Source organism: Mycobacterium sp. (assembly GCF_050701675.1).
Lineage (GTDB): Bacteria > Actinomycetota > Actinomycetes > Mycobacteriales > Mycobacteriaceae > Mycobacterium.
This window is the reverse complement of sequence record NZ_JBOGDD010001129.1, coordinates 1-6,597: the sequence shown is the minus strand read 5'-3', so window position 1 is coordinate 6,597 and position 6,597 is coordinate 1. Positions and strand designations below refer to the sequence as shown.

4 protein-coding genes are annotated in these 6,597 nt (G+C 66.5%); all 4 read right to left on the bottom strand.

The annotated features are described in order from the left end of the window. Positions 1–409: 409 nt before the first annotated feature. The 4 genes from ACRDUX_RS34945 to ACRDUX_RS34930 all read right to left on the bottom strand — a co-directional run bounded on the left by ACRDUX_RS34945 (position 410) and on the right by ACRDUX_RS34930 (position 6,371). The gene (locus tag ACRDUX_RS34945; RefSeq protein ID WP_526421117.1) at positions 410–1,192 is read right to left on the bottom strand and encodes a glycoside hydrolase domain-containing protein; all 783 of its coding nucleotides are present in this window, start codon (positions 1,190–1,192) and stop codon (positions 410–412) included. Positions 1,193–1,296: 104 nt separating this feature from the next. Then, a complete protein-coding gene (locus ACRDUX_RS34940; protein WP_526421115.1) occupies positions 1,297–3,432 on the bottom strand; it encodes a DNA gyrase subunit A in 2,136 nt (711 codons plus the stop codon). Between the two features lie 9 nt (positions 3,433–3,441). Then, on the bottom strand, positions 3,442–5,475 hold the full coding sequence (locus tag ACRDUX_RS34935) for a toprim domain-containing protein (protein ID WP_526421113.1): 2,034 nt from the start codon (positions 5,473–5,475) through the stop codon (positions 3,442–3,444). Between the two features lie 194 nt (positions 5,476–5,669). Beyond that, positions 5,670–6,371: an NADPH-dependent F420 reductase gene (locus tag ACRDUX_RS34930; protein ID WP_526421111.1), complete on the bottom strand. Its 702-nt coding sequence runs from the start codon at positions 6,369–6,371 to the stop codon at positions 5,670–5,672. Positions 6,372–6,597: the final 226 nt, after the last annotated feature.

The window sequence follows — 6,597 nt, the reverse complement described above, 5'->3', positions numbered from 1 at the left end:
AGCGAGGGGTTCTCGACCGGGAGCAGCTGTTCTACCGCAAGCGAGAATCATCAACGTCGCCAAAGCGCGGGTAGGAGACGGCCAACCAGCGTGATCAATCAGCGACCGCTCGAGCCGAACGGAGGGGACCGCGGCGTGCGTTCGAGGCCTCTTTTGAATCTTTCCTAGACACGATGCAACGACCATGAGTCCGAGGACGGACAACGCGGATGCGCGACTTAAGTGAGTCCGACGTAACACGCCGCGGTTCCCGTGACCATGATCGACAAGGCAGGACGTTCGGCCAGGTGGGGCGGCCTCTCGAAAGAATCTAGCGCCCGACACCGGCTCTCGAAGCCGCCGATGCTAGACGACCATCCATCGCAGGGTTGAGCAGGATTCGTGAACAATGACAATTGTCCTGTATCCCTCACGGATGCATGTTCCACTGGCCGCAATCCTGGGCCATTACGTCGTTGACGTCGACTTCGAGTCCGCCGACCACCGGGCCGGGATTCGACGCGGTGCTCACCACGCGCTGATAGAGAACGGCCGCGGGGTAGATCTGACCACCAGACCAGGACCGGGTCTGCCAGGCCCACACGTGACCGGGCGTGCCGGACCTCCCGATGACCCCGTCGGCCGCGGCCCACTGGCACGGATTGACACCCGCGTAGATGCCGGTGCGCTGCGCTCCGATCACCGAGTTGATTCCGCGAAACCACGGCAGCGCAACGTTGTTCCACGTCTCGCGGTCGATGTCGTCGTCGACGCTGAAGAAGATCGGTGCGCTCTGGCCGCCACCCGCCGCGGTATGCAACTGCCAGGCGGTGCGGGCGTCGGCGACGCCGCCAGCCTGCCCGCGCGTGAAGTCCGACGGTGCGGTGCCGCCCGGCTTGCCGTATTGGTAGTTGCTGACGATCACCAGCCCGGCGGCGGCTAGCGACGCGGCGTAGGGCCGGGTGATCGGCTTGGCGCCAAAGGACGAGCCGGGACGCGATAGCGAGACGTAATTGATCACCCCGGAGTGGCCGGCGGCCCGGATGTCCTGGGCCGGAATCTGACGCATGGCGTAATCGATCAGCGTGGGAGCGGCGGCTGCCGCCGTGGGTGTGCCAGCAGCCGCTGATACCGCACCCAACCCGGCCAGCGCCGACACCGCGGTGGCATAGCGCATGGCGGCGCGCCGGGAAATCGGCCGTGAGTCCTGCATCGCGCGATGTTACCAAAGTGACTGTTGTTAACGGTGTAGGCTCGCTGGCCGCGTTCAGATCCGGGTTCTGCACCGTTTGATCGGCCGGCGTGGGTTCGTGGGCACTACGACGCAGGTGTTATGTCGCCGCCGGAACCCTTGACCGAAGCCTTCGCGCGCTTCTCGGCGCGCACCGACCTCCCGCTGCGTACGAACCCGGTCGCAGAGATCGACACCGAAAGTAGCGCACCCTCGCCGTTGACGAGCGGGTGGAATCCGACGCCGGCGCCGCCGCGGCCCTTCACCGGGATATCGGCGACTTCGGTGATCTTCCAACCCTTTTCAGACCTCGACAGGATGGCTTCACCGTTCGCGCAGGTGACTGGCAGCGCGGCGATGACTGTGTCCGTAGGGTCACCCGCGCCTAGCTTCACGCCGGCCACGCCGTTGCCTGCTGCGCCCTGCGGATTCACCGCGGCGGGATCGATGCGCAGCACCTTCCCGCGCCGTGTCACCAGCGCCAGGTGGTAGCCATCAGCGAGCACCCCCGATGCCAGCAGCCCGGTGATGTCCGGGGCCACCGGGATGTCGCGAATCTTGTACGGCAGACCGCTGCCGGTGGTGAACTTGATTCGCCCGTCGGTCCACACCGCCCAACCCAGACCTGCGGTGAGCAGCTCACCGTGGCTGTCGGACAGCACACCCCGGTCATCGAGACGCCAAGAGGCGTTGACCTTGCGCTCGCGGGGCCCGTCCTCCTCGGCGCTGGAGGACACCGGGGTGGCCTCGAAGTCCAGCACGGTGCGACGGTCGAACTCGGGGCCCTTGAACAGTTTTGCCGTCTCCACCAGCTCCTGGTCGATCACCTTCCGGCGTGCGTCGGGGTTGGACACCAGTTCGGTGAGCTCAGCGAACTCGGCGTCCAGTTTGTCGGCCTCGGCCTGCAGCTCGATCACATCGAGTTTCGTCAGGCGGCGAAGCTGCAGTGCCAGGACGTAGTTGGCTTGCTCTTCGTCGATCCGAAACCGCTGCTGCAACCCCAGCCGCGCCTCATCGACGGTGTCGGACCCACGGATCACCGCGACAGCGGCGTCGATGTCCAGGTGGATCTTCATCAGGCCGGCCACCAGATGGCGCCGGGCAGTGACCTTCTCCAGTCGATACTCGCTGCGGTGCAACACCACCGAGTCACGCAGGTGCAGGAACGCTCCGATCAGGTCCCGCACCGACCACCAGCGTGGCACCCGGTTCTCGTCGAGCGCGACCAGGCTGGCGGCGAACGTCGATTCCAGCGGGGTCAGCGCGAGCAGCTGCTCGCGGATGGTCTCGGCACTGTGTCCGCGCTTGGCGGTGACCACGATGCGCAGACCGTTGCGGCGGTCGGTCAGATCGGACATATCGGCGACACCCGACATCTCGCCGGACTCGACCAGGGCCCGGATCCTTTCTTGCACCGTGTTACTCGCGACACCGGGCGGCAGCTCGGTGACGATGACGTTCTTCCCGTCGACGGACACCGTGCCGCGTACCGTGAACTGGCCCCGGCCGGTGGTCATGTACTCCCGCAGCCCGCTCGCGCCGACCACGGTGGCCCCGCATCCCCAGTCAGGGCCGGGAATGAGCTTCACCAACGTGCCGTCAGTGGTGTTCGGTCTGGCCAGCAGCGCCCGGCACGCGGCCATGATCTCGCGCGGATTGTGGGCCGGCACCTTGGTGGCCCACCCTTCGGCGATGCCGACGGCACCATTGCAGAGCAGAACCGGCCAGCGGGCCGGCAGCACCGTCGGTTCGGTCCATTCACCGTCGAACGTTTGCACCATTGGCACAGCGTGATCGTCGAGTTCGGCGGTCAGCGCCGCACCGGGCGCAGACAGCCGCATCTCGGTGTAGCGATCAGCCGCCGGAATATCACCTTGGATGCGGGGGAATGCGCCTTGCCCGTCAATCACTTTCACGCGCTGGAACTCGGCGGCCATCAGCGCTGCGGCCCCGTACATCGACGCGCCACCGTGCGGGTGCAGGTTGCCGGTGACCGCCGAACAGACCTTCGAAGACTTCTGCGGCTTGTTTCCGGGCAGCAGTCTCGAGTCGTGCATCTGGTAGAGCAGACGTCGCTGCCCCGGCTTCAGCCCGTCGTACGCGGACGGGATGGCGCGGTCGCTGACGCTGTACAGCGCGAACGTCAGCTGGTAGTGGTTCCAATAGTCATCGGCACTCTGGTCGAGCACCAGATCCGGGTTCTGCTCGATGATGGCGGTCACGTCGTTCTCCTAGCTGAGGTCGAGAGCAGAGGTGTCGACGCGGGCGGCGATATCGGCCATCCACGTGCGCCTGCCCTCTGGCGGTCCGCCGAACAGAGTGTGGTGCAGCTCGGCTTCACCGTCATCGAGATGCACTCGAATCACGGTGCGCCGCTGCGGATCCAGCACGGTGTTCCAGAAGTCATCGGCGTCCATCTCGCCGAGTCCCTTGTTGCGCTGTACCTCCACCTTGCGTTTGGAGGTGGCCTTCAACTGGGCCACGGCGGCGTCGCGTTCGGACTCGTCCTGGCAGTAGATCCGCTGCGCGGCGTCTTTGACCACGAACAGCGGCGGCAACGTCACATAGACCATCCCGGCTTCGACGAGTGGTCGGTAGAAGTCCAGGAACATCGAGATCAGGCTTGAGTTGATGTTGCCGCCGTCGGGGTCGGCGTCGGAGGCGAACAAGATCCGGTCGTAACGGCACAGTTCCGGGTCACAGTGGTCACGCACCCCGCAGCCCAGGATTCGTTCGATCGAGTTGAACTCGTCCTTGACCCGCGCCTTGTTCAGGGTGAATCCGTAGACGTTGGGCGGCTTGCCTTTCAGCGGGAAGGCCGCCTGAAAGGTGGCGTCTCGCGCCGCTTTGATGGTGCCCAACGCTGAATCGCCCTCGCACAGGAACAGCTCGGCACCCGAACCGCGTCCGGTCTCCCGGCTGGGCAGCAGTTTCGGCGGCAGCGACAGATTCGTGCCAAGGCCCTTGGCTTTCGATGCCGCACGGGAGCGTGCCTTCGCGCCTTCGGCGCTGCGCCGCGCTCGGGCGGCCTCCAGCGCCAGCTTGGTCCACAGTGACACGGTGTCGGCGTTGCCGGGGTTGGCCGCCCAGATGTTGACGCCGCGCGCGACGTCCGGGGCCATCGCCAGGTTCAGCGACCTCGATGACACCGCGGTCTTGGCCTGCGAGTCCCACGCCACGTCGGGCGCGCGGGTATCGACGGCCAGCGCGGTGACGGCGGCAAAATCCTGTGCCTCCGGGCCGTCCTCGCCCTTGGCCAGGCCCAGGTCGCGGATCCGGGAAGCGCGGTCGGCCAATGCCTCCGAGAGCCCCTTCACTGCGGCCGTCAGATGGGACCCACCGCCCGGGGTGCGCACGGTGTTGCAGAACGCAGCCACGGTCGCCGGTTCGGCAGGCCCGGCGGTCAACGACCAACGGAACGGCGTCGGGCCGCGACCGGTGGTGTATTCACCGCGGCCCTCCACGACGGCTCGCACACCCGGCGCAGGAGTGTCGGCGGCGGCACACATGAGGTCGAGGAGTGTGTCGGTGCCCCACGGGCCGCTGAACGGTTCGACCAGCTCGGGCCGGACCTCGTCGCCGGGCCAGCCCTCGTCGACGACGAACAAGTGCACGCCGGGCGACATCCGCGCCGCGGCGTGCGCTCGCAGCAGTACCTCGCCGATGTCGACGCTGGAATCCGGCACCACGACCGGGTCGAACAGGATGCGTACCGTCGTGCCGTGCGCGTCGGGCTTGCGGTTGCCGGCGCCGCGCAATTTCGCCGTGTCGGCGCGGGTGAACGGGGCGTTCGGGTCGAAGTCCTTGCCGTCGAACACCCCGGGGTAGCCGCCGCCGAAGCTCTGCAGGTAGGTCTTCCCAGCCCGGCGCACCGACACGTCGGTACGTGCGGAGATGAACACCGCTGCCGCAGCGCCGATTCCGTTCAGGCCGGCGCCCGTGCTGACTGCGTCGGTGTGAGCGGAGAACTTGCCACCGGCCCGCGCGGTACCCAGCGTCTTGACGATGCCGTTCTTCCCGTTCACCGGGTCAGAGTCGACGGGTAGGCCGCGGCCGTCGTCGGCCACGCTGACCGATCCATCGGTGTGCAAGGTGATGGTCACGGTGGACCCACCGTGGCGGGGATCGGCGACCTCTTCGATCGCGTTGTCCACCAGCTCGCGCATTGCGGTGTTGAGCACGTCCAGACCGAGGTTCACCGCCGGCCGCAGGCGTGTGTGCTGGACATCGTCGAGCTCGGTGATGTCCGCGGCGGTGTAACTCACTGCTCGTTCTCTCCATCATTGCGGGGTGGGGTGCCGCAGAAATGGTAGTCGGCCGGGCCGACATCTTCGCGCATCCTCATCGGTGAATGCGGCGGGGCGATGCCTCGGTCAGGAGTCGATGGTTCGGAACCGGTGGCGGAACCGACACGCATACGTGCTGGTCGACCACCGGCCGCCGAACTACGCGGACCGACTCACGCCGTGCGTGCGGTCCATTCGGACGTACGTTCCCGCGTCGCCTCGGCGAGCGCCTTGCGGGTGTTGTCCGCGTCGAAGTCCTTGCCATACACCGGCGTTCCGGGCTGTTGGCGCCACGATTCGGAAATCGGACCGGCGTCGACGGGCTCGAACCCGAGTTGGTCGACGATGTCGTGGATCAGTTCACGGCCGGGCCCGTCCTCGCCAGCGATCGGAAGTGCGATCCGGTCGGGGGTGCCGCTTGGCCTTCCGCTTTCCAGTAGATGCTTCCACCAGATTCCGTTGAACACCTTGTACACCGGCGCACCGATCTGCTCCGCGACCCACGCACTCTCGAGCTGACCGTCTTCTATCCCCGCGATCTCACCGTCGCGTTGCTGCGGGTAGTAGTTGTTGGTCTCGATCACCGGGGCACCCGGCTTACGCGCATCGACGATTCCGTCGGCGAGGTCGGGAACGTTCTTCTGGGGAATGCTCACCACGACGAGGTCGGCGTCGGCTGCGGCGTCCCTGGCCCACACTGCCGTCGCACCGGTTTCGTTTGCTAGGTCACTGAGTGTTTCGGGAGAACGCGAGTTCGAGACCTTCACCTCGTGTCCGACTTCGCGCAGCCGACGCGCCAGCGTGCCGCCGATCTGGCCTGCTCCGATGATCCCAATCTTCATGCATCGCCTCCGTCTGGTGTTGCCCGCTCCCAAATGGTGAACGTCAGGTACTCGGCCCCCATTCCGCACCCGCTGTCGAGTTGCGTATGTGAGTTCACCGCTTGAGGCCAGAGTTGGTGGTTCGGGCAAGCCGAGGGTTCGGTTGTCACGGCGGGTACGTCGAAACGGAAGAACAGGTGGCCCGGCGATCGAGCGGGCACTCTCCAGCGGCAGGACGCCGTCTGCATCGACCCGAGGTGAACTTCGGGGGATGCCCAAC

What these genes read in the sequence shown, in the direction of transcription:
- ACRDUX_RS34945 (WP_526421117.1), bottom strand. Translation starts at nt 1,192, where the DNA reads ATGCAGGACTCACGGCCGATTTCCCGGCGCGCCGCCATGCGCTATGCC.